The 21,365-nt window shown below is 71.7% G+C and carries 20 protein-coding genes; 15 read left to right on the forward strand and 5 right to left on the reverse strand.

Features of this window, described 5'->3' with window-relative positions; genetic code table 11:
- Positions 1-1,164, forward strand: a complete 1,164-nt coding sequence (locus ACFVAJ_RS08170) for a DUF998 domain-containing protein (protein ID WP_376942945.1) — start codon at positions 1-3, stop codon at positions 1,162-1,164.
- Between the two features lie 59 nt (positions 1,165-1,223).
- On the opposite strand, the gene ACFVAJ_RS08175 is transcribed toward ACFVAJ_RS08170, so the two are convergent.
- Positions 1,224-1,625, reverse strand: a complete 402-nt coding sequence (locus tag ACFVAJ_RS08175; RefSeq protein ID WP_376942947.1) for an SHOCT domain-containing protein — start codon at positions 1,623-1,625, stop codon at positions 1,224-1,226.
- 254 nt (positions 1,626-1,879) lie between these two features.
- Between ACFVAJ_RS08175 and ACFVAJ_RS08180 the strand changes: the two genes are divergently transcribed.
- From ACFVAJ_RS08180 to ACFVAJ_RS08210, 7 genes are read left to right on the forward strand one after another with little or no spacing between them, the layout of a single operon-like run.
- On the forward strand, positions 1,880-2,701 hold the full coding sequence (locus ACFVAJ_RS08180) for a mechanosensitive ion channel family protein (RefSeq protein WP_376942949.1): 822 nt from the start codon (positions 1,880-1,882) through the stop codon (positions 2,699-2,701).
- A 13-nt stretch (positions 2,702-2,714) separates the two neighbouring features.
- Positions 2,715-4,013, forward strand: a complete 1,299-nt coding sequence (locus ACFVAJ_RS08185; RefSeq protein ID WP_376942951.1) for an ion channel protein — start codon at positions 2,715-2,717, stop codon at positions 4,011-4,013.
- 50 nt (positions 4,014-4,063) lie between these two features.
- Entirely contained in the window at positions 4,064-5,722 is a 1,659-nt protein-coding gene (locus tag ACFVAJ_RS08190) for a SulP family inorganic anion transporter (protein ID WP_376942953.1), read from the forward strand.
- The gene (locus ACFVAJ_RS08195) at positions 5,719-5,844 is read left to right on the forward strand and encodes a hypothetical protein (protein WP_376942955.1); all 126 of its coding nucleotides are present in this window, start codon (positions 5,719-5,721) and stop codon (positions 5,842-5,844) included. The genes ACFVAJ_RS08190 and ACFVAJ_RS08195 overlap by 4 nt, the downstream gene beginning before the upstream one ends.
- A gap of 9 nt (positions 5,845-5,853) precedes the next feature.
- On the forward strand, positions 5,854-6,525 hold the full coding sequence (locus tag ACFVAJ_RS08200) for a GAP family protein (protein ID WP_376942957.1): 672 nt from the start codon (positions 5,854-5,856) through the stop codon (positions 6,523-6,525).
- Positions 6,526-7,710: an AI-2E family transporter gene (locus ACFVAJ_RS08205; RefSeq protein ID WP_376942958.1), complete on the forward strand. Its 1,185-nt coding sequence runs from the start codon at positions 6,526-6,528 to the stop codon at positions 7,708-7,710.
- Positions 7,688-8,911, forward strand: a complete 1,224-nt coding sequence (locus tag ACFVAJ_RS08210; protein ID WP_376942960.1) for an AI-2E family transporter — start codon at positions 7,688-7,690, stop codon at positions 8,909-8,911. The genes ACFVAJ_RS08205 and ACFVAJ_RS08210 overlap by 23 nt, the downstream gene beginning before the upstream one ends.
- 84 nt (positions 8,912-8,995) lie before the next feature.
- Here ACFVAJ_RS08210 and ACFVAJ_RS08215 read toward each other — a convergent pair whose 3' ends face one another.
- On the reverse strand, positions 8,996-11,320 hold the full coding sequence (locus ACFVAJ_RS08215) for an arylsulfatase (protein ID WP_376942962.1): 2,325 nt from the start codon (positions 11,318-11,320) through the stop codon (positions 8,996-8,998).
- Positions 11,321-11,539: 219 nt separating this feature from the next.
- On the opposite strand from ACFVAJ_RS08215, the gene ACFVAJ_RS08220 reads away from it, so the two are divergent.
- Together ACFVAJ_RS08220 and ACFVAJ_RS08225 are read left to right on the forward strand one after the other, a co-directional pair.
- Positions 11,540-11,974, forward strand: a complete 435-nt coding sequence (locus tag ACFVAJ_RS08220) for a DUF6325 family protein (protein WP_376942964.1) — start codon at positions 11,540-11,542, stop codon at positions 11,972-11,974.
- Positions 11,975-11,976: 2 nt separating this feature from the next.
- Positions 11,977-12,324 (forward strand): SHOCT domain-containing protein, encoded by a 348-nt coding sequence (locus ACFVAJ_RS08225; RefSeq protein WP_376942966.1) that lies wholly within the window; start codon positions 11,977-11,979, stop codon positions 12,322-12,324.
- 102 nt (positions 12,325-12,426) lie between these two features.
- Here the strand turns inward: ACFVAJ_RS08225 and ACFVAJ_RS08230 are convergent, their stop codons facing one another.
- The gene (locus tag ACFVAJ_RS08230; protein ID WP_376942968.1) at positions 12,427-13,851 is read right to left on the reverse strand and encodes a DUF2252 domain-containing protein; all 1,425 of its coding nucleotides are present in this window, start codon (positions 13,849-13,851) and stop codon (positions 12,427-12,429) included.
- A 158-nt stretch (positions 13,852-14,009) separates the two neighbouring features.
- Here ACFVAJ_RS08230 and ACFVAJ_RS08235 point away from each other — a divergent pair, with 158 nt between their 5' ends.
- The 3 genes from ACFVAJ_RS08235 to ACFVAJ_RS08245 are packed head-to-tail and all read left to right on the forward strand — an operon-like array spanning position 14,010 to position 17,017.
- On the forward strand, positions 14,010-15,149 hold the full coding sequence (locus ACFVAJ_RS08235; protein WP_376942970.1) for a type III polyketide synthase: 1,140 nt from the start codon (positions 14,010-14,012) through the stop codon (positions 15,147-15,149).
- Between the two features lie 3 nt (positions 15,150-15,152).
- Positions 15,153-15,902, forward strand: coding sequence for a methyltransferase domain-containing protein (locus ACFVAJ_RS08240; protein WP_376942972.1), 750 nt, complete (start codon positions 15,153-15,155; stop codon positions 15,900-15,902).
- Positions 15,899-17,017 (forward strand): FAD-dependent oxidoreductase, encoded by a 1,119-nt coding sequence (locus tag ACFVAJ_RS08245; RefSeq protein WP_376942974.1) that lies wholly within the window; start codon positions 15,899-15,901, stop codon positions 17,015-17,017. Before ACFVAJ_RS08240 ends, ACFVAJ_RS08245 begins: the two co-directional genes overlap by 4 nt.
- A 9-nt stretch (positions 17,018-17,026) precedes the next feature.
- Here the strand turns inward: ACFVAJ_RS08245 and ACFVAJ_RS08250 are convergent, their stop codons facing one another.
- A complete protein-coding gene (locus ACFVAJ_RS08250) occupies positions 17,027-17,467 on the reverse strand; it encodes a nitroreductase family deazaflavin-dependent oxidoreductase (RefSeq protein WP_376942976.1) in 441 nt (146 codons plus the stop codon).
- Between the two features lie 173 nt (positions 17,468-17,640).
- Here ACFVAJ_RS08250 and ACFVAJ_RS08255 point away from each other — a divergent pair, with 173 nt between their 5' ends.
- Complete coding sequence (locus tag ACFVAJ_RS08255; protein WP_376942978.1) at positions 17,641-18,570, forward strand: alpha/beta fold hydrolase; 930 nt, start codon at positions 17,641-17,643, stop codon at positions 18,568-18,570.
- Positions 18,571-18,594: 24 nt separating this feature from the next.
- Here ACFVAJ_RS08255 and ACFVAJ_RS08260 read toward each other — a convergent pair whose 3' ends face one another.
- Entirely contained in the window at positions 18,595-20,031 is a 1,437-nt protein-coding gene (locus ACFVAJ_RS08260; RefSeq protein WP_376942979.1) for a PucR family transcriptional regulator, read from the reverse strand.
- Positions 20,032-20,149: 118 nt separating this feature from the next.
- On the opposite strand from ACFVAJ_RS08260, the gene ACFVAJ_RS08265 reads away from it, so the two are divergent.
- Positions 20,150-21,247 (forward strand): alcohol dehydrogenase catalytic domain-containing protein, encoded by a 1,098-nt coding sequence (locus ACFVAJ_RS08265; protein ID WP_376942981.1) that lies wholly within the window; start codon positions 20,150-20,152, stop codon positions 21,245-21,247.
- The last annotated feature ends 118 nt before the right edge of the window (positions 21,248-21,365 follow it).

The following is a 21,365-nucleotide window of genomic DNA, read 5'->3' on the forward strand; positions in this document are numbered from 1 at the left end:
GTGACGCAGACCCGTACTGAGGCCCAGCCGCCCGCGCCCGCCGAATCGCGCACCACGACCGTCGGCGCAGCGCTGCGGCATCCCGCCGCAAACGTCGAATCGCTCGAATCCGCGGCGCTGCTCGTCGGCGCCGCGTTCTTCGTGGTCGGCGGCCTCGTGAGCGGCATCGCGTTCTGGGGACGCGATCTGCCCATCTCGGGCCCGGGGTCGCTCGGCGAGTTCGTCGCCATCGCCTCGGCCGTGACGGCGTTGCTCGCCTTCGTGCTCGGCCGCGTGCTCGCTCGTCGAACCGAGAACGCGGCGCTGCGACGCGAGATCGGCCAGGGCCTCTCGGTGCCGGGTGCGCGGCTGCACTGGTTCGATGTCGCCGCGCTCGCCATCGCGCACGCCGTCATCGCCCTTCTCGGCTGGGTGGCGCTGTCGACGGTGCTCGAGCAGAGCTTCCGCGACGCCGTCGTGTTCACGCTGCCCGCCACGGCGCTCGCGGGCGTCGCGATCGCGCTCACCGGCTACGTCGCCTTCCTCTCCTCGGCGCGGATGACCCCGATGCTGCTCTCGCTGGTGCTCGCGGTCTTCCTCGTGGTCGGCGCGCTCACGAGCATGCTCTCGGCGAGCGACCCGCACTGGTGGAAGGAGAACCTCTCGGCGCTCGGCATGACGAACGACATCTCCGCGATGGCCTTCAACGTCACGCTGATCGTCGCCGGCGCGATCGTGACGATCGTCGCCCGCTACGCGACGGCGACCCTCCCGATCGGCACCCCGCCCGACCGGCGAGGACGCGACATCGTGCGGGTGGGCCTCGTGCTGATCGGCATCTTCCTCGCCTGCGTCGGCATCTTCCCGGTCGACGAGTTCTTCGCCGTGCACAACACCGTCGCGACCGGCATGGCGGTCTGCTTCGCGGTGATCGTGATCGGGCTGCCCTGGTTCATCCGCAGCGTGCCGAAGGTGTTCGTCGGCCTCGGCTACCTCTACGTCGTGGTGATCATCGTGGTGGCGATCTTCTTCGCCACCGGCTACTACAACCTCACCGCGGTCGAGCTCGTCGCCGCGTGCCTCATCTTCAGCTGGATCATCGTGTTCCTCCGGACGGCGAGCGCCTCCGGGGTGACCGAGGCGGACGCCGCCGCGGTCGAGCGGTCGGTTCCCGACGCCGAATAGCCCACCGACGACGAAGGGCCGGATGCCACTGGCATCCGGCCCTTCGTGTGAAGCGGGGATCAGGCGCTGTGCGCGAGCGCCTTCGCCTTCAGCGCCTCGTACTCCTGCTGGTTGATCGAGCCGGAGTCGAGGAGCGCCTTGGCCTTGGCGATCTCGTCGGACGGGCTCGCCGCAGCGCCGGCCGTCTGACGGATGTACGCGTCGGTCGCAGCCTGCGCCGCCTTGGCGTCACGGGCCGAACGCTCGGCCATGCCCTTGCCGCGGGCGATCAGGTAGACCAGCGCGGTGATGAACGGCACGAAGATCAGGAAGATGATCCACACCGCCTTCCACCAGCCGTTCAGCTTCTGGTCGCGGAACAGGTCGCCGATGATCGCGAACAGGGCGAAGAGGTAGGCGATGAACGCGAACGCCCAGAGGAACCACCAGATCAGGTCCCAGAAACTCTCCCAGAAACTCATTACGAGCCTTTCTTCGATACGAGGGGGCGCCGCAGGAGTGCTGCACCGAGACGCCCCCTGCAGAGGAGTCGCGAGAGAGATCGAGCTCCCCATGCCCCCCGACCGAAGACGGTCCTGAGCATGACCCTAGCGTGAGAGCGCGCCCATTCGGGGGCAATTCCGCGCGTCGATCCGGCGAACCGCGCGGAAATCGCCCGGTGCGGGTCAGGCGCCCGTACCCCGCAGCGCGATAGCCTCGCGACGGGGAGGTGCGCATGGCGGAAGTCTGGGCGTCGTTGCAGATCAACGGCTGGAGCATCGCGGGGATCGTCGTCACGCTGCTCGCGAGCTGGCTGCTGGCCACGCTCGCCCGCAAGGGCGTGCGTGCCGGACTCTCGCGCCTGCCGAACCTCACCGTCGGCGTGCAGCGGCTGGCCGAGCGGATCGCGGTCTACTCGATCTGGCTGCTCGGCATCGGCATCTCCCTGAGCTTCCTCGGCGCCTCCGTGCAACCGGTGCTCGCGATCGCGCTCATCGTCGCGGTCGTGCTCGTGCTCGTGCTCCGCGGCATCGCCGACAACTTCGCCGCGAGCGTGGTGCTGCAGACGCGGCATCCCATCTCGCTCGGCGACGAGATCGAGTCGGGCGACTTCGTCGGGGTCGTCACCGAGCTCAACGGCCGAGCCGTCGTCATCCGCACGGTCGACGGGCGCACGGTGCACGTGCCGAACTCCCAGCTCCTGCAGGAGCGGCTCGTCAACAACTCGACCCACGGCGCACGGCGCGGCGAGGTCGAGGTGCGGGTCGCGGCAGGCGGGGCGGGCGACGGTGCCGACGAGGTCCGGGCGCTCGTGGTCGAGGCCGTGAACGGCGCCGAGGGCGTGCATCATCGCGAGACGATCCAGCTCCGCCCGATCACGCTCGCCGCAGACCGCGCGGTCTACCGGGTGCGCTTCTGGCACCACCCGCTGCACGGCATCGCCGTGACCGATGCGGTCGTCGACGCGGTGTCGGCGACGCTCGCCGCCCGCGGGATCGCGGCCGTCGTCACGAGCGACGTGCCGTCCGCACCGCTGACGCCGCCGCTGGAACTCTGAGGAAGGAACCAGGATGCCTCTGACCGCCGACGGGCCCACCGTGAAGCAGCTCGTCGTCCTCTCGATCCCCGCCGTCGCGGTCGGTGCGGGCTCGGCGCTCGTGCTGTGGCTGCTCGACGTCGGGGCCGGCTGGCTGCAGGACCAGCTCTGGACGACTCTCCCCGGCCTGGTCGGGGCGACCGGCTCGACGCCGTGGTGGATCATCCTCACGATGACCGTCATCGGCGCGGCCGTCGGCCTCGTGGTCTGGCTGATGCCCGGTCACGCCGGCAACGACTCGGCCGTCGGTGGGCTCGAGGGCCCGCCGCCGCCGCTGGTCGCGCTGCCGAGCCTGCTCATCGCGGTCGTGCTCGGTCTCGCCGGCGGTGTGAGCCTCGGCCCCGAGAACCCGATCATGGCGATCAACGGCGCACTCACCGTCGCCCTCTTCGCCCGCATGTCGAAGGCGGTGCCGCCGAACCTCGCCGTGCTGCTCGCGGCCTCGGGCACGCTCGGCGCGCTCTTCGGCACCCCGGTGGGCGCCGCCCTCGCCTTCACCGGCACGCTCGCCGCGATCAAGGGCGGCGGCTCCCTCTGGGACCGCATGTTCCTGCCGCTCGCCTCCGCGGGCGCGGGCGCGATCACCATGCACCTCCTCGGTGCACCCACGATCTCGTTCTCGGTCGAGCCGATGACGGAGGTCGGCGGCATCGACCTGCTCACGGGCGCGCTCGTCGCCGGGGTCGCGGCGCTCGCCGCGATCGCGATCGCGTGGGCGTTCCCCTACGTGCACCGCGCCTTCCACTCGATGCGGAATCCGCTCGTCTTCACCACGCTCGGCGGCCTGGTGCTCGGCATCCTCGGCGCGATCGGCGGGCCGATCACGATGTTCAAGGGCCTGGAGGAGACGGGTGAGCTCCTCGCCGACCCCGACGAGTACACGGCGCTGCAGCTCGCGGCGTTCGCCGGGATCAAGCTCATCGCCCTGCTCGTCGCCGCGAGCGCCGGGTTCCGAGGCGGACGCATCTTCCCGATGGTGTTCATCGGCGTCGCGATCGGACTCCTCGGATACGCCGTGATCCCGGGCATGCCGATCTCGCTGGCGGTCGCCTGCGGCGTGCTCGGCACCGTGCTCGTCTCCACGCGCGACGGATGGATCGCCCTCTTCGTGGCCGCGATCGTGGTCGGCGACCCCCTCGTGCTGCCGGTCATGTGCGTCGTCATCCTGCCCATCTGGCTGATGGTGACCAGGGCCCCGGCGCTCGAGATCGCCGCACCCGCACCGGCCCCGCCCACGACCCCGGCGTCGCCGACCGAGCCGGCCCGGTCGTGACGACGACGGAATCACCGACGACGGAATCACCGAGGACGCGAAGGAAGCCGATGCAGAAACCGCTCGCCGGGCTGACCCGACGCAACCTCGTCCGCGAACTCACCGCGGGCGTGACGCTGCTCGCGATCGCGATCCCGTTGAACATCGGGTACGCGCAGATCGCCGGGCTGCCGCCGACCGCGGGCCTCTACGCGCTCATCGTGCCGACGATCGTCTACGCGCTCGCCGTCTCGAGCCGGCAGCTCGTTGCCTCGCCCGACGCGGCCGCCGCCGCGCTCGTCGCGAGCTCGATCGGCGGGCTCGCGGCGGCGGGCAGCGCCGACTACGCGACGCTCGCGCTCGCCCAGGCGATCATCTGCGGCGTCATGTTCCTGCTGCTCGCGGTGTTCAAGCTGGGCTTCCTCGCGAACTTCCTCTCGAAGCCGATCCTCGTCGGCTTCGTCGGCGGCCTCGCCCTCGACATCCTCGTCAGCCAGGTCGCGAAGATGCTCGGGGTGAAGATCGACTCGGGCGGCGAGTTCGTCGACAAGGTCGTCGGGCTCGTGACCGGCCTCGGCACCGCGAACCCCTGGTCGATCGCGATCTCGGCCGGCTCGGTCGCCGTGCTGCTGCTCGGCAAGCGGTTCCTCGGGCAGGTTCCCTGGGCGCTCGTCGTGCTCGTCGCCGCGACGGTCCTCGTCGTCGTGGCGCAGCTCGCCGACGCCGGGGTCGACGTACTCGGCGAGGTGCCGGCCGGCCCGCCCGCGCTCACCTGGCCGATCATCGACTGGCGGATGTGGCTCGCGCTCATCCCGTCGGCGATCGCGCTGACCCTCGTGACCACCGCCGAGGGCCTGCTCGTCTCCCGTTCGTACGGCGAGAAGCACGGGTACCCCACGAGCCCCAACCGCGACCTCTTCGCCTTCGGCCTCGGCAACATCGCCGCTGGCGCCTCCGGCAGCTTCGCCGTCGGCTCGTCGACCTCGCGCACCGCCGCCATGGACCAGGCGGGCTCGCGCACGCAGCTGCCCTCCCTCGTGCTCGCGGCGGGAACGCTTCTCCTGCTCCTCTTCGGGACGGCGCTCCTCGCCGACATCCCCTCCCCGGCGATCGGCGCGATCGTCGGCGTCGCGATCCTGCCGCTGCTCGGCATCAAGGACTTCGCGGCGCTCTGGAAGGTGGACCGCTTCGAGTTCGCGGTCGGTGCGGTGTGCTTCCTCGTGACCCTCCTCGTCGGGTCGATCCCCGGCATCGTGGTCGCGTTCGTGCTCGCCCTCATCAACCTCGCGAAGCGTGCGGCGAACCCCGCGATCGACGTGCTCGAGGCGAGCGGCGAACCGGGCGACTCACTGTTGGAGGGTGCGCCGAAGGGCGACGTGACCGCTCCCGGCGTCATCGTCATCCGCCTCGCGGCGCCGCTGTTCTTCGCCAACGGCTCGGTGTTCGCCGACGCCGTGAAGAAGGCGGTGCGGCGCGCGAACGAGGCGGGCAACGGACCGGTGCGCCAGCTCGTGATCGACATGGAGGCGGTCACCGACATCGACGTGACCGGCGCCGAGGCGTTCGAGGCGTTGCTCGTCTGGCTGGAGCGCGAGAAGATCGACCTCTCGTTCAGCCGGGTGCGGCCCGATGCCCGCGAGCGGCTCGTCGAGCTCGGGCTGCTGGGCGCACATGCCACGTTCGAGACCAATCGTGCGGCGATCGCCGCACTCGTGAAGGGGGACGCATGACCGATTCGAGGACGGCAACGGCCGGGGTCGAGCCCGCCGCCGGGAGTCGGAGCCCGGAGGAGCTCGCCGCGCAGATCGCCCGCGTCTCGACGGCCGTCGTACCCGAACCGGTGAAGGCGTAGGGGGCGCGCATGGGTCCCGTCATCGGAGACATCCTCCCCCTCGCACTCGGGGTCGCGATCAGCCCGATCCCGATCATCGCGGCCATCCTCATGCTGCTCTCGCCGAAGGCGAAGGGCACGAGCGTCGGCTTCCTGCTCGGCTGGGTGTTCGGCATCATCGTCGCGGTCGTGCTGTTCACGCTGCTCGCCTCGATCATCCCCGAGAGCGATCCGGATGCCTCGAAGCCGATCTCCGGCGTCATCAAGATCCTGCTCGGGCTCGGCCTGCTGTTCCTCGCCCTGAAGCAGTGGCGTTCGCGCCCCGCGCCGGGGGAGGAGCCCGAGCTGCCGAAGTGGATGTCCGCGATCGACCGGATGACGGCCGGCAAGGCCCTCGGGCTGGGCTTCCTGCTCTCCGCGGTCAACCCGAAGAACCTGCTCATGGCCGCCGGCGCGGGCGTCGTGATCGGCTCGGCGGGCCTCGCCGTCGGCGACCAGACGGTCGCGGTCGTCGTCTTCGTGCTCATCGCCGCCTGCTCGGTCGCGATCCCGGTGATCGGGTACCTGCTCGCATCGAAGCGGATGGCCGGACCGCTCGAGTCGCTCCGCGGCTGGCTCGTGCACAACAACGCGACCGTGATGGCCGTGCTGCTCCTCGTGATCGGCGTGGTCATGGTCGGCAAGGGGATCGGGAGCTTCTGAGTGGCTGAACAGGGCACGACGACCGTCAGGGGCGCGGCGGGGGAGGCGTACCGGCACGGCAGCCGGATGCTCGTCGCGCTCGCCGCCGCGGTGGTGTTCTTCGGGGGCGTGTGGCTGGCCCGCGACCTCCTCGCGACGGCGGCCCTCGCCGCCGTGGTCGTGATCATCGCGTACCCGGTGCGGTTCCCGCTCGAACGTCGGGGATGGCCGGTCTGGCTCGCCTCGACCGCCGTGATCGTGGTCGCCTACCTCATCCTCGCGGTCCTCGCGTTCCTCCTCGTCTACGCGGTCGGGCAGTTCGTCGCCATGCTGCCCGAGCTGGCGGAGGAGCTGGGGTCGACGGCCGACGGGGTGATCGGCTGGTTGCAGGGCCTCGGCTTCGCGGCGCCGTCGGCCGAGACGGCGACCGGATGGCTCGACCCGGCCACGATCGGATCGGCGGCGCTCGGCATCGCCGACCAGGTGCTCGGCTTCGCGACCGCGTTCTTCTTCGTGCTCACCTACGTGATCTTCATGACGGTCGACGGCGCCCGCTTCCGCGCGGCCGCGGCCGCGGCATCCGCCCGGATCTTCGGCAGCCCGTCGGCCGACGGCATCGCGCGCCGGTACTTCACCGGCGTGCGGCGCTACTACGTCGTGAACGCGACCTTCGGCGCGATCGTCGCGGTGCTCGACGGCCTGCTGCTCTGGGCCGTCGGCGTGCCGATCCCGATCGTGTGGGCCATCCTCGCCTTCGTCACCAACTTCATCCCGAACATCGGGTTCGTCATCGGGCTCATCCCGCCGGCGATCCTGGCGCTCGTGGTCGGCGGCTGGCCGCTCATGCTGGCCGTGATCGCGATCTACTGCGTCATCAACGTCGTGCTGCAGGTGCTCGTGCAGCCCAAGTTCGTGAGCGACGCGGTCGGGCTCAGCCTCACGCTCACCTTCTTCTCCGTCGTCTTCTGGGCGTTCGTGATCGGGCCGCTCGGCGCCGTCCTGTCGGTGCCGCTCTCGCTGCTCGTCCGGGCGCTGCTGCTCGAGCCCGACTCCGGAGCGGTCGCGCTCAGGCGGCTCACCGGCGAGAGCGAGGGCAGCCTGCCGGCTCGCGATTCACGCGAGAAGAAGGATGACGGGGGCCACCCGGTCCCCGATACTGGAAGCCCAACCGGGGAGGTCCGCGATGTGGTGGAAGAAGAAGCATGACGATGCGCCGCCTCCGCCGAAGCCCGAGCGCCCGGCCGTGAGCGCGGTGATCCCGCACCGGAACGCCTTCCTGCTGCTCGGGCTCGCCGGCCTGGTGGTCACGTTGTTCGGCATCGCGGCGATGCGCGACGTCTTCTCGTCGACGTTCCTCGCGCTCGTGCTCGTCATCTGCGTGCACCCCGTGCGCCGCGGGCTCGAGCGGCGCGGCGTGCCCCGCGGGATCTCCACGCTCATCGTGCTGCTCACGGTCGTGCTGCTGCTCGGCGGCTTCGTGTTCGCCCTGGTCATCTCGTTCGCGCAGTTCGCGACCCTGCTCCCCGAGTACGCGCCCGAGTTCGAGACGTGGGCGGCGACTGCCGCGCAGTGGCTCGAGAGCCTCGGCGTCGGCCAGGAGCAGGTGAACGCGCTCATGAGCTCGTTCGACCCGGGCAAGATCGTCGGGGCGATCGGCAGCGTGGTGTCGAGCCTGCTCGGCGGCGCCGCGGGCTTCATCTCCTTCGCCGTGATCCTCCTGACGATGCTCATCCTGATCACGTTCGACTCGTCGTACGTGCCCACGGTGGTCGTGGGCATCGGGCGCAAGCGACCCGAGGTCGCGACGGGGCTCCTGCGGTTCGCCGACGGCGTGCGCCGCTACATGGTCGCGACGACGGGGCTCGGAATCGCCCAGGGCCTCATCAACTGGATCGCGCTCGCGCTGCTCGGCATCCCCGGCGCCGCCCTCTGGGGCATGCTCTCGTTCCTCTGCAGCTTCATCCCGAACATCGGGTACTTCATCGCGCTCATCCCGCCGCTCGTCTTCGGTGCGCTCGTCGGCGGCTGGCCGACGGTCGTCGCCGTCCTCGTCGTGTACGGCCTCATCAACGCGGTGATCCAGTCGATCATCCAGCCGAGGATCGTCGGCAACGCGGTCTCGCTCAGCCAGTCGCTCACCTTCATCTCGGTGCTCGTCTGGGCCGTCGTGCTCGGGCCGATGGGGGCGATCCTCGCCGTGCCGCTCACGCTGCTCGTGCGCATGCTGCTCGTCGACTCCAACCCCTCGGTCGCCTGGGTGCTTCCGGCACTCGGCGAGGTCGACGACGCGAAGCGCGAGATGACCCAGCTCGACGCCGAGGCGAAGCTCGAGCGCATGCAGCGCCGTGAGGAGAAGAAGCACGCGTCGGCCGCAACCCGCGCCGACGACGAACCGACCGGCGAGTGAACGGTCCGAGGCGACGGGCCGGCGACACGACGGATGCCCCGGTGGGAACCCCCACCGGGGCATCCGTCTTCGCGGAAGTGCCCGCTACTCGCGTGCCAGCGCCGCGAGCGCCTCGAGCTCGAGGTCGAGGTACTGCTCCTCGCTCACGTCGACCGCGACGCCCAGCAGCTTGCCGCCCGAGAACGGGAACGAATCGGCGTACTGGCTGCTCACGGCGTCGCCGCTGTCGTAGCCGACGCACAGTCCGTCGCCGCACAGGGTGAACTTGCCGATCTGCGCCCGCATCGGGCCCTCGGCGACGACCCGGTCGTCGACGTAGAGCCTGCAGGTGCCGACGGACTCGCCGTGCTCGCCGGCGCCCTCGCGGATGAACTCCATGCCGAGTGCGTGCTTGCCCGGCTCGAGCGCCTCCGACGCGTACGACTGCTCGGGCGGGATGCCGAGGAAGTTGTAGACGTAGTTGAGCCGGCCGTCCTTGATGAACAGCGAGTGGCCGCCGAATCGGGAGCCGTGCGCGAACAGCACGCCCTGTGCGCCCTCCTCGAGCACGACATCGGCGATGATCTTGAACGAGCGGCCGCGCACGTTCACGGCGACCGACTCGGCCACCGCGCCCGTGTCGGGGTAGTAGACGTAGCGGGTGCGAGGCGGCTCCGACTGCGGTCGCTCGATGGTGAGCTGGTCGCGGGCCGAGCGGTCGTCGAGCGGCAGCACGTGGTTCTTCTCCGCCTCGTCGAACCAGGCGTCGACGAGCTCCTTGAGCTTCTCGGGGTGCTCGGCCGCGAGGTCCTTCGACTCCGAACGGTCGACCTCGACGTGGTAGAGCTCCCAGCGGTCCTCGTCGAAGCGGCCGTGGCCGGTCAGCGGGGCGTGGATCGCGGCGGCCTTCCAGCCGTCCTTCCAGATGCCGCGCGTGCCGAGCATCGCGTAGTACTGCACCTGCTTCTCGGTCGGCCCGTCGGGGGCGGCGTCGAAGGAGTACTTCATCGAGACGCCGTCGAGGGGCCGCTGCTTCACGCCGCGGAACTCGTCGGGGAACTCGATGCCGATGACATCGAGGATCGTCGCGACGATGTCGGTCGAGTGGTGGTACTGGTTGCGGATCTCGCCCTTGGCCGAGATGCCTGCGGGCCAGTGGATCACCATCGGGTCGCACGTGCCGCCGGCGAACTGCGAGTAGCGCTTGAACATCTGATACGGGGTCGAGAACGCGGCCGCCCACCCCGTGGGGTAGTGGTTGTACGTCTCGGGGCCGCCGAGCACGTCGATCTTCGCGAGGTTCTCGGCGAGGTCGTCGGGGAACCCGTTGAAGAACTTGTTCTCGTTGACCGAGCCGTCGGGCGAGCCCTCGCCCGACGCGCCGTTGTCGGCGCAGTAGAAGATGAGCGTGTTCTCGAGCTGGCCCGAGGCCTCGAGGTAGTCGACGATGCGACCGATCTGGGCGTCGGTGTACTCGCTGAAGCCGGCGAAGACCTCGGCCATGCGGCTGAACAGGCGCTTCTCGTCGTCGGAGAGCGAGTCCCACGGCTTCACGTAGTCGGCCGCGTTCGCCTGGTCCTCGGGCAGCGGGTTGAACGGCGTGAGGTCGGTGTCGGCCGGCAGCACCCCGCGCTCGATCATGCGCTCGAGCACCCACGTGCGGTAGGCGTCGTAGCCGTCGTCGAACTTGCCCTGGTACTTGGCGATGTACTCCGCCGGAGCGTGGTGCGGCGCGTGGTTCGCGCCCGGGCAGAACCACGTGTACCAGGGCTTCGACGGGTTCGACGCCTTCTGGTCGCGGATCATGCGGATCGCCTGGTCGGCGAGGTCCTTCGAGAGGTGGTAGCCCTCCTCGGGCGAGTACGGCTGCTCGATGAAGCGGTTGTCCTCGGTGAGGTCGGGGTACCAGTTGTTCGTCTCGCCGCCGAGGAAGCCGTAGAAGCGGTCGAAGCCCATCGCGAGCGGCCACTGCGCCTTCGAGCCGCCGGCCGAGACATCCTCTTCGGGGACGTTGTGGTTCTTGCCGACCCAGAACGTCGAGTAGCCGTTCTGCTGCAGCACCTGCCCGATCGTGGCGCACTCGGCGGGGATGTGCCCCGAGAGGCCCGGGAAGCCGTTCGTGCCCTCCATGATGTTGCCCATGCCGTTGGCGTGGTGGTTGCGCCCCGTGAGGAAGGTCGAACGCGTCGGCGAGCACAGGGCGGTCGTGTGCCACTGCGTGTAGGTGAGGCCGTTCTGCGCGAGGCGGTCCATCGTCGGCATGTCGATGCGGCCGCCGTAGGGCGACCACGAGGCCTGCCCGGTGTCGTCGTAGAGGATCACGAGGATGTTCGGCGCTCCCTCCGGCGCCTTCGGTGTCTCGTACGGCGCCCAGTCGGCGACCGAGTCGCGGACGTCGAGCTTGACCGTCCCCGTGAATTCCTTGGACATGTGGAGCTTCCCCTCGTGCTCTGCGCGGTACGTTCCGCACGCTTCCGACGCTATCGGGACGAGGGCGGCGACGGAAGGATCGCGTGGCCGGGTTCGTCGTCGCGGCCCCAGTTCGCGGGCAGCGGAGCGACGCTCTCTGGCGCGGCACCGACGGGCGGGGTTAGTCTTCGGATGTGGTCGGCGACCGCCGACCGGCATCGTTCGAGCCCAAGGGGAATCATGGCGGAGTTCGAGTACGGCCCGGTGGAGCTGTATCTGGTGGGATTCGAGGGGGACCGGCTCGACCCGGGTACGGTCGAGGCGCTCGAGGAGTTGGTCGAGGGCGGCGAGGTCCGCCTGCTCGACCTCGTGATCGTGTCGCGCGAGCCCGACGGTGCGGTGCGCATCGTCGAGATCGAGGACGAGGGCGAGTCGTACGGCTTCGGCGTGCTCGAGCTCGAGCAGTCGGGCCTCGTCGGCGCCGAGGACGTCGACGACTTCGCGGAGCTGATTCCTCCGGGCACCTCGGCGGCACTGGCCGCGTTCGAGCTGCTCTGGGCGAAGAAGCTCGCATCGCGCTTCGCCGAGGGCGGCGGCGTGGTGCTGTCGACCGAGCGGATCCCCGCCCCGGTCGTGAACGAGTTGCTCGCCAGCGCGAGCGGTGAGGAGAACTGATCATGCCTCTGGGTCGTATGGGCCGTCCGGGCCTCATCGGAATGGCCGCACGCACCGCGGTCGTCGCGGGCACCGCGACCGCGGTCTCCGGCAACGTCGCACGTCGTCAGAACGACCGCGCGCAGCAGAAGTACGACGCGCAGGCGTACGAGCAGCAGCAGCAGTACGAGCAGCAGCAGGCCTTCGCGCAGCAGGCCGCCGCCCAGCAGGCCGCAGCTCAGCAGGCGGCTGCGCCGGCAGCCGGCGGCGTCGATGTGGTCGCCGAGCTGCAGAAGCTCGCGGCCCTCCAGCAGCAGGGCATCCTCTCGCCCGAGGAGTTCGCTGCGGCGAAGGCGAAGCTGCTCGCCTGACGCGCGAAACGCACAGCACGGATGCCTCGGGCGGCCCTCGCCCGAGGCATCCGTCGTTCTCGGAGGGTGCGACCACGACGCGCGGCCGCACCCGCCGCTGCGTCACAGGGCCGCGGCCTCCAGCCGGCCGCTCGCGATCGCCGCGAGGAGCGCGGCGTGGTCGGCTTCGGTCCGATCTGCGTAGGCGGTCGCGAACCCGACGAGTGCCCGGGCGAAGGTCTTGCCGCCGCCGAGGTATCCCGAGATCGTCGCCGGGTCGCCGCCCCGCGCGTGCGCCCGGGCGAGCACGATGCCGCAGTACTGCGCGTACAGGCGCATCGTCGACGGCTCCATGCGCTCGGGCTCGGCCGAGCCCTTCCAGTCGCGGAACTGGCGCACGTACACGTCCCTCGTGATGCCGTCCAGACCTTCGCCGCTCGTCCAGCCGAGGAGGATGTCGCTGAGCGTCTGCATCACGCGCTGGCCGTGCACCACCCGCTGCCCCTGGTGCTCGTACTCGCTCGGGCGATCGGGGGCCTCGATGACCGACTGCTGCGCCTCCTTCGCCTGCAGGACGAGGACGTCGCGCTTGGCGTCGCCCTGGAGGAGCACGACCCAGGCCCGGGTGCCCACGCTGCCGACGCCCACCACCTTCATCGCCGCGTCGACCATGCGGTAGCGCTCGAGCAGGCGTCGCCGCTCGGGCGCGAGCGACGCGCGGTACTGCTCGAGGACGCCGAACAGCCGCGCCTGGGCCGCCTCGTACGACAACCCGCCGCGCTCGGCCAGATCCCGGAGCGGGGTGAGCAGCGGCGGATCGGACCGGAACCGCAGGACGCCGTCGTCGTCGCGCACCGCGAGCTTCTCGGCAGCCTGGCGGCTGTCGCGGCGGTACGTCTTCGTGACGGCCTCCTCGGCGCGCTCGGACACCTTCTCGGGCAGCTCGCTGCCGATGTCGGCCATGACGGCGTCGATGTCGAGTCGCGCGGTGAACAGCTCGAGGGTGGGGGTCCGCGCCGCCGTGTCCATCGCGGCGGCATAGGCGCGGCCGACCCGCTCGACGATCGCGATGCGTTCGCGGTCGTCGAAGCCGCGCGCGCGGGCGGCGATCTCGAAGCTCGCCGCCATGCGCTTCACGTCCCATTCGAACGGTCCGGGCGCGGTCTCGTCGAAGTCGTTGAGGTCGACGACCAGGGCGCGCTCGGGGGAGGCGTAGAAGCCGACGTTCGAGAGGTGCGCGTCGCCGCAGAGCTGGGTCTGCACGCCGGAGTCCGGCAGCTCGCGCAGGTCGTCGGCCATGATCGCGGCCGCACCGCGGTAGAAGGCGAAGGGCGAGGTCGCCATGCGCGCGTAGCGGAGGCCGACGAGCCCCGGCACCCGTGAGAGCGCCTGACGCTCGAGCGTGTCGATCGGGTCGCGCGCGCCCGGGCCGAGCGCGGCGTGGTCCTCGAGCGGCCTGGCCGAGCGGGCCGACTTCCCGAGCTCCTCGCGGCCCTTCCGCGGCAGCAGCCGGGGATCGGACGGGAGATCGAATTCCTGGATCAGCACGTCAGCCTCCTCGGTGACCGCGACGAATCTGACTGCATGATACGGCGGCGGGCCCCGGTGGGGGTAGACCGCGTGCGGGGCGCCACGATGGCGGCGGCCATCGCGGAACACGACGAAACCCCTTGCCCCGGATGCCGCCCGCGACCCTACGATGGGGCATGACCGTCGCGCTCAGGGGACTTTCGACCGTCGTGCCGCCGACCGTGCTCGTCCAACCGGAGGTCAGGGACGTCTTCGCGTCGCAGCCCGGTCTGAACCGGCTCGGCCAGCGCATCATCCAGACGAGTTTCGACGTCTCGGGCATCGAGACCCGGTACACGGTGCTCGACGAGCTGAGTCGCGACGCCCACCCCGACGATCCGGTGTTCTTCGACATCGACTCCGGCGAGTTGCTGCTGCCGGGCACGAAGGCCCGCAACGAGCTCTACGCCGAGCACGCGACCGGACTCTACGTCGAGGCGGGGCGCGCCGCGGTCGCCGCGACGCCGAGGATCGAGGCCGCCGACGTCACGCACGTGATCACCGTGAGCTGCACCGGCTTCTACGCGCCGGGTCCCGACTTCATGATCGCCCGCGAGCTCGGCCTCGACGAGGGGGTGCAGCGCTACCACCTCGGCTTCATGGGGTGCTACGCGTCGATCCCCGCGCTGCGACTCGCCGCCCAGCTCTGCGAGGCGGATGCCTCGGCGGTCGTGCTCGTCGTCTCGGTCGAGCTCTGCACGCTGCACCTCCGCTCGTCGAACGACCCCGACACGATCGTCGCGTCGTCGCTCTTCGCCGACGGGGCCGGGGCGGCCGTCGTCACCGCGCGCGCACCCGAGCTCGGCGAGCGAGCGTTCGCGCTCGACCGCTTCGCCACCCGCATCACGCCGACCGGAGAAGGCGACATGGCGTGGAAGATCGGCGACCACGGCTTCGAGATGGTGCTGTCGAACGCGGTGCCCGCGATCATCGACGAGCACATCACCGGCGCGCTCGAACCGCTCTTCGCCCACGACCCGGCCCTCGCCGAGGCGCTCGCGACGGATGCCGCGAGCGGGGCCGTCGAGCACTGGGCGATCCACCCGGGCGGCCGCAGCATCCTCGACAAGGTCGAGACCCGCCTCGCCCTCAGCGAGGCGCAGCTCGTGCCCGCGCGCGACACCCTGCGCGACTACGGCAACATGTCGAGCGCGACCGTGCTGTTCGTGCTGCGACGCATCCTCGACGGGAGCGCCGCGCCGGGCGACCGGGTCGCGGCGATGGCGTTCGGCCCGGGCCTCACCGTCGAGTCGGCGCTGCTCACGGTGATGGGCTGACACGTGGGGGTCTGGCGCTCGCTCGGCACGCGCGACGTCGCGCTGCGCGAGCTCATGGACGACCCCGCGTGCGACGCCGCGACGCTCGCGCGCACCTACGAGCAGTTCCGGCTCGTCAACGGGGTCGTCTCGGGTGCGGGCTCGGTGTACCGGCGGTGGATCCGCCCGCGGCTCTCGCCGGTGTGGACGACCCGGCTGCTCGACGTCGGCACGGGCGGGGCCGACCTGCCGCGGCGGTGGCTGCGGCGCGCCGCCGCCGAGGGGCTGCGGCTCGAGGTCACGGCGATCGATCCCGACCCCCGCGCGCTCACCGCTGCGCGTGCCGCCCTCGAACGCGACCCGGTGCCGGGGCTCGAGCTGTCGGCCGCGACGACCTCCGAGCTGGCCCGTGCCGATCGCCACTTCGACCTCGTCATGTCGAACCACGTGCTGCACCATCTCGACGGACGCGAGTTCGGCGCGCTGCTCGCCGACTCCGAGCGGCTCGCCGAGCTCGGCGGCACGGTGGTGCACGGCGACATCGAGCGCAGCCGCCTCGCCTACGCGGCCTTCGCGGCCGGCACCTGGCCGTTCGCGGCGAACCTGCTCTCCGGGTCGTTCATCCGCGCCGACGGGCTCGCGTCGATCCGGCGCAGCCACACCGCGGCCGAGCTCGAAGCGGCGCTGCCGCCGGGCTGGCGCGTGCGGCGGGCGACGCCGTCACGGCTCGAGGTGGTCTGGCAGGCGGATGCCGCGGGGCGGGCCCGCGGGTGACGCACGAGGTCGCTGTGGTCGGCGGCGGGCCGGTCGGGCTCCTTTCCGCGGTGCTCCTCGCCGATGGCGGCGTCGACGTCGTCGTGCTCGAACGCCGCCGTGAGCGGGCGACGCGGCCGAAGGCGATCGGCGTGCACGCGCCGGGGGTGCGGGCGCTGCGCGAGGCGGGGGTGCTCGCCGAGCTCGAACGGGTCGGCACGCGCATCACCGGCGGCGAGGTCGGCGTCGCCGGGCGTCGGCTCGGGCGGCTGCGGTTCGACGAGGCGTCCGCGGTGCTGTCGGTGCCGCAGCACCTGGTCGAGGCCGCGCTCGAGCGGCGCCTCGGCGAGCTCGCGCCGACCGCGCTCCGCCGCGGGATCGAGGTCGTCGACCTCGCGCAGGGCTCGGACGGGGTTCGGCTGCGGTTCGCCGACGGCGACGAGCTCGTCGCGCGCGCCGCGATCGTCGCCGACGGGGTCCGCAGCCGGCTGCGCACGCGGCTCGGCATCGCGTGGCGGCGTCGGCCCGGGGTCGCGCGCTACGCGATGGCCGATCTCACCGGGCCGGGCGACGGCATCGCCCGGCTGCACTTCGAGGCGGGCGGAGTGGTGGAGGCGCTGCCCCTGCCGGGCGGTCGGCGCTGGGTGGTGCACCTCGCCGACCGGGATCCCGGCGAGGCGCTCGACGCCGCCGGGTTCACGGCGATCGTTGCCGAGCGGGTCGGGGTGCGGCTCGACGGCGTGCCCGAGCCCAGCGAGTTCCTCGCGAGCCAGCACGTCGCCGAGCGCCTCGTCGCCGGCCGGGTCGTGCTCGCCGGCGACTCCGCCCACGAGGTGAGCCCGATCGGTGGGCAGGGCATGACGCTCGGGTTCCTCGACGCGCTCGCGCTCGCCGAGGCGTTGCCGGGCGCGCTCGCGTCATCGGCCGGGGCGGACCTCGCAGCCCCGCTGGCGCGCTACGAGCGGCAGCGACGGCGAGCGGCGATGCGGGCCTGCCGCCGGGCGCGGTTCAACATGGCGATGGGGGCTCCGGCACGCGGCATCCGTCTCGCCCTGCGGAACGCCGCCGTGCGCCTGCTCGCGGTGCCCCCGATGCGAGCGATGCTCGCCGGGGTGTTCACGATGCGCGGGCTGTGAGGCCGCGCCTCAGAGCACGACGCGCGTGAGCACGAAGACCGGGATCCGCCGGTCGGTCTTCGTCTGGTAGTTCGCGTAGTCGGGCCAGGTCTCATTGGCGCGCGCCCACCACGCGTCGCGCTCCTCGCCGTCGACCTCGCGGGCGACGTAGTCGTGCTTCTCGTCGCCGTCCTGCAGCTCGACCGCGGGGTGCGCCTTGAGGTTCCAGTACCACTTGGGCTGTTCGGGCGAACCGCCCTTCGAGGCGACGACGGCGTACTCGCCGTCGTGTTCGACCCGCATGAGCGCCGTCTTGCGGAGCTTGCCGCTCTTCGCGCCGCGGGTCGTGAGCACGATGATCGGACGGCCGCGCAGCGTGTTCGCCGCGGCGCCGTCGGATGCCTCGTACTTCTCGGCCTGCTTGCGGGCCCAGTCGGAGGTGCTGGGTGCGTACTCGCCCTCGAGCGGCATATGGTCTCCTTCACGGTCGTCTGCCCACCTCAACCCGACGAGGGCCCGAGTTCTTCCCGCGAGACAGAATCGCGCCGATGGCGGCGCACGATCTCGCCCGTATCGCCGCGGGCGATGGAGCAGTACCCTGAGCGCACTGGGCAACGGGTCGAGCGCACCGGGACGGAGCGGACGTGACCACCTCGGCGACACCATCGGCGCAGCAGGCACGGGAGCGCTACCTCGAGGCCGAGCGGCGCCTCTGGCTCGACCATGCGGGGCGCGAGCCCGACGTACATTGGGCCGAACTGCCGACGCTCCGATCCCGGGTGCGACTGCTCGAGCTCGGCGAGGGGCCGACGCTGCTGTTCCTGCACGGGGGCCCGAGCGCCGCGGCCTGCTGGGCGCCGCTCGTCGGGCGGCTCGCCGGGTTCCGGTGCGTCGTGATCGAGCGGCCCGGCTGCGGGCTCAGCGAGCCGGCGCGGGCCAGCCTGAGCGTCAGGGAGCACGGGGCCGGGCTGCTCGCCGACGTGCTCGCCGATCTGCCCGAACCGCCGATCGCCGTCGTGGCGAACTCGTTCGGCTCCTACCTCTCGCTCGCCCACGAGCTCGCGCATCCCGGCGTCGTGGCGCGCTACCTGCACTTCGGGTGCCCGGCGCCCTCGCCCGGGTCGCGGGTGCCGCCCGCGTTCGTGCCGTCCATGATCCCCGGGGTGAACTCGCTGCTCCGCAGGCTCGGCACGTGGACGGCGGAGTCGAGCCTGCGCAACTTCACCGTGATGGGTCACGACCGCGAGGCGATGTCCCGTCCGGCGCTCGCCTCGTTCCTGCGCTGGTACACGGCGCTCATGACGCTCACGCCGACGCGGGCGAACGACCAGGGCCTCTTCGCCCGCATCCGCCCCCGCGATGCGCTGCGCCCGGCGCAGCTCGCCGCCGCCGCCGTCCCGATGCACTTCTTCTGGGGCCGAGGCGACACGTTCGGGGGCGAGCGCTCGGCTCGACGACTCACCTCGCTGATCGCGGGCTCCGAGGTGCAGCTGGTCGACGGCGGGCACCTGCCGTGGCTCGACGACCAGGCGGGGGCGGCGGAGTTCGTCGGACGGGTGCTCGACGGGCGGTGAGCACCGCGGTGCGTCGGGCTCGCCTCAGCGTTCGAGCGCGCGGAGCGCGAGCCACGCGGCGGTGCGGTCGTCGGGGTCGGAAAGCGAGAGTCCGGTGAGCTCCTCGACGCGGTGGAGGCGCGAGGCGAGCGTCTGCCGGTGCACGCCGAGCGTCGACGCGGTGGCGCCGAGCGCCCCGTGCTCGACGAGGTAGACGCGCAGGGTCTGCAGGAGCTCGCCGTGCGCGCCGTCGGCGCCGCGCAACGGGTCGAGCAGATCGGCGATGCCCGCCGTGGCGTCGGCGTCGAGCCGTTCGAGCACGAGGGCGACCGTCGGCAGCGCCCGGTACCGCACGACCGTTCTGGCGTCGGCGACGGCGGAGTCGTGCGCCTGACGCGCCTCGGACGCACTGCGGGCGAGGGCGTCGCCGGGCGCCGAGGAGCCCAGCCCGAGGCGGAGCACCGCGCTCCCGTCGAGCGCGAACTCCATGGCCTTGCGCGCGAAGGCGTCGACCTGGTCGTCGCGCAGGAACCCCAGCACGCGGTCGTGCGCCTCGGTCACGACGTGCACCGCGCCGAGCTCGTCGAGCCAGCGCGTGACGAGCCGTTCGAGGTCGACGCCCTTCGAACGGCTCGAGAGGGCGAACGCGGTGAGGCTGCGTTCGCGCACGCCCCACCGGCGCAGCAGTGCGGATGCCTCGGCGCCGCCCGCGAGCAGGGTGTCGACCATGACCGCGCGGCCGAGGCGCTCGGTGCCGGTGTGGTCGTGCGTGCGCAGCACGAGGTCGAGGAGCGCGGCGGCCTGCGAGGCGAGGTCGCGCGCCCGGCTCGTCGAGCTCTCGCGCGAGGCGATCACGAGGATGGCGGTGAGGTCTTCGCCGGGGCCGACGGGATGCACCTGCAGTCCGGGGTGCCGCACGCGCACCGGACGATTGAAGGCGACGGCGACCGCGTCCTGCACGTGCAGCCCGCCGGCGCCCGCGGTCGTGATGACCTGGCCGTACGCGTCGAGCAGCACCGCCCAGCCGTCGATGCGGTGGGCGAGCTCGGCGATGACCGCCTTCGCGCCGCCGCGGCGGGCGACCTGCGTGAGCACTTTCGTGCCGTTCGTCACGAGGCGGTCCTCGGCGGCCTGGTCGGCCGCGAGGAGGGCGACGAGCGTCGGGAGGATCGCGGACCCGCGGTCGGGCGCGCCGACGAGTGCGGTGACGCCGGCGTCGGCCAGCACGGTGCGGAGCGCGGGGTCGTCGGCCCCGGTCACGAGCACGGCGTCGGCGAGGGCGCGGGCGCGCGCGTCTCCGGCGGCGAGCGCCTCGAGCAGTTCGTCGCGCTCGCCGATGACGAGGGTGGCGAAGGACGGGTGGACCGCGACCGAGAAGTCGTCGAGCGCCACCACCGAGTCGACGGGTCTCGACGGCTCGACGCGGCCCGGCAGCACCGCGGCGCCGAGCGTCGAGGCCAGGGAATCGAGTCGACGGGCCATGCAGAAATTGTAAGAGATGTCGAACCGGGGCGGATCGATCCACACTTTCTCGCAGTGCCGAACCGGCGTCGGTCTGCCTAGCATCGGCATGCCCAGCAACAGATCCAAGGGAGCATCAATGAAAGCCATCGTCTTCCGGCAGCCGGAGACGCCGATCGAGGTCGCCGACGTCGACCTCGCCGCCCCCAAGGCCGGCGAGGTGCGCGTCAAGATCGCCGCGGCCGGCGTCTGCCACTCCGACCTGCACGTGAAGCGAGGGGAATGGGACGCCCCGGCACCGCTCGTCATGGGTCACGAGGGCTCGGGCGTGGTCGTCGAGCTCGGCGAGGGCGTCACGTCGCTCGCCGTCGGCGACCACGTCGTGCTCAGCTGGGTGCCGCCGTGCGGCGAGTGCCGCTACTGCCTCTCGGGTCACGAGGCCCGTTGCCAGAAGGTCGCCACGGTCGTCGCACCGAAGGGCGTGCTCTTCGACGGCACCTCGCGCCTCGAGCAGGACGGCGAGCCGGTGCACCACTACCTCGGCGTCTCGTCCTTCGCCGAAGAGGTCGTCGTGCCCGCGTCGGGCGCGGTCAAGGTGCGCGACGACGCCCCCCTCGACGTGATCGCGGTCGTCGGCTGCGCCGTCGCCACCGGTGTCGGCGCGGTGCTCAACACCGCCGCCGTCGAGCCGGGCTCGACCGTCGTCGTGATCGGGTGCGGCGGCGTCGGCCTGAACGTCGTGCAGGGCGCCAAGCTCGCGGGCGCCGAGCGAATCATCGCGATCGACGTGCTGCCCGAGAAGACGAAGCTCGCCCTCCAGTTCGGCGCCACCGACCGCATCGACGCCTCGCAGGGCGACGCGGTCGAGCAGCTGTTCGAACTCATCCCCGACGGCGTCGACTACGCCTTCGACGCGATCGGCCGCACCGTGACGACCGAGCAGGCGATCCGCATGCTCGGCCTCGGCGGCGCCGCCGTGATCGTCGGGTTGCCCCCGACCGGCGCGAAGGCCTCCTTCGAGCCGCTCGTGCTCGCCGAGGCCGACCAGCGAATCCTCGGCTCGAACTACGGTTCGGTCCGCCCCTCGATCGACATCCCCGCGCTCGTCGACCGCTACATGGACGGCCAGCTGAAGCTCGACCCGCTCATCTCCGCCCGTCGGCCCCTCGCCGAGGCGGCCGAGGCGTTCGAAGACCTCGAATCGGGCGAAGCGCTGCGGACGCTGCTCATCCCGTAGCCCGCCATCCCCGCCGCCCCCGGCAGACCCATCCGACCCACCGACTCATTGGAGAGTTCGACATGACCGTCCCCACCCAGGCCGGCGCCCCCGCGCAGGCCCCCGTCGACGCCGGCCT

It is taken from the genome of Agromyces sp. NPDC057679, assembly GCF_042799635.1.
Lineage (GTDB): Bacteria > Actinomycetota > Actinomycetes > Actinomycetales > Microbacteriaceae > Agromyces.